This is a genomic window from Pseudoroseomonas cervicalis ATCC 49957 (assembly GCF_000164635.1).
GTDB lineage: Bacteria > Pseudomonadota > Alphaproteobacteria > Acetobacterales > Acetobacteraceae > Pseudoroseomonas > Pseudoroseomonas cervicalis.
Genome location: NZ_GG771035.1, coordinates 1 through 1,106 on the forward strand (window position 1 = coordinate 1; position 1,106 = coordinate 1,106).

Here is a 1,106-nt window from a genome sequence, read left to right on the forward strand (position 1 = left end):
CTGGCTCCAGCCCAGCCGCGGCACCTCGGGCAGCATGGCGCGCAGCGCCGCGTCGCGCTCGGCGCCGCGTTCCAGCCGGCCGGTGGGGGAGAAGCGCTCGATCAGGGCGCGCGCCTGTCTCATCGGGTCTGCTCCTGGCTCTGGGGCTGGCGCTCGGCCTGGGCGGCGGCGCGCGCCAGCTCCTCGGTGAAGCCGAACAGCGAGGGGTCGCTCATCCGGCTGGGATAGAGGATGCCGTTCAGATGGTCGAATTCGTGCTGCATGACGCGGGCGAGCAACCCCTCCACCTCGCCCTCGACCGAGTCGCCCTCGACATCCAGGCCGCGGAAGGCGATTCGCTGCGCCCGCTCGACATTGCCGCGCAGGCCGGGGATCGACAGGCAGCCCTCCCAGCCGCGCTGGTCGGGCGGGCCGAGCAGCTCGATCTCCGGGTTGACCAGGGCCGCCACCGTCTCCCCCTGGCGGAACACGAAGATCCGCAGCGGCACATGCACCTGCGGCGCGGCGAGGCCGAGTCCCCCCGCATCCAGCATGGTCTCGGCCATGTCGCGGATCAGCCGGCGGATCTCGGGGTCGGTCGGGTCGGGCACCGGATCGGCCACCCGCAGCAACACCGGGTGCCCCATGCGGGCGATCTTGAGGATGGCCATGCGCGCGCCTTTCTGTCCGCTCCTGACTGAAATGGGTGCGTGCCATGCCGCCGGAAGGGCTTTCAATCCGCCATCGGCCCATGCTAGACGCAGCCACCTTGCAGGAAGGCACCGGCGCGGTCCGGCGCCTCGTGCTTTCGGATCCATTGATCCCGGTGGGCCAGATGTCCTGGTGGCCGGGCCCTGCTCTAGTGAGAGGAGACCGCACAGCGTGCAGGTCGTCGTTCGGGATAACAATATCGATCAGGCCCTCAAGGCCCTTAAGAAGAAGCTGCAGCGCGAAGGCGTCTTCCGCGAGATGAAGCTGCGCCGGCACTATGAGAAGCCGTCCGAGCGCCGTGCGCGTGAGGCCGCCGAGGCCGTCCGCCGCGCCCGCAAGGTCGAGCGCAAGCGCCTGGAGCGCGAGGGCTTCTGATCGCCCGCCGCCGCGCCCCGCCGCCCTGAGGGCGGCCGGCG

The 1,106-nt window shown here is 71.0% G+C and carries 2 protein-coding genes; one reads left to right on the top strand and one right to left on the bottom strand.

Going from position 1 to position 1,106, the window contains the following annotated elements; translation table 11 throughout:
• Positions 1–119: 119 nt before the first annotated feature.
• Positions 120–650: a peptide deformylase gene (def, locus tag HMPREF0731_RS21525; protein WP_007006359.1), complete on the bottom strand. Its 531-nt coding sequence runs from the start codon at positions 648–650 to the stop codon at positions 120–122.
• Between the two features lie 211 nt (positions 651–861).
• On the opposite strand from def, the gene rpsU reads away from it, so the two are divergent.
• The gene (rpsU, locus tag HMPREF0731_RS21530) at positions 862–1,065 is read left to right on the top strand and encodes a 30S ribosomal protein S21 (protein WP_007006360.1); all 204 of its coding nucleotides are present in this window, start codon (positions 862–864) and stop codon (positions 1,063–1,065) included.
• Positions 1,066–1,106: the final 41 nt, after the last annotated feature.

Excerpts from the sequence above, each read along its gene's own strand:
- def (WP_007006359.1), bottom strand. The coding sequence starts at position 650 with ATGGCCATCCTCAAGATCGCCCGCATGGGGCACCCGGTGTTGCTGCGG.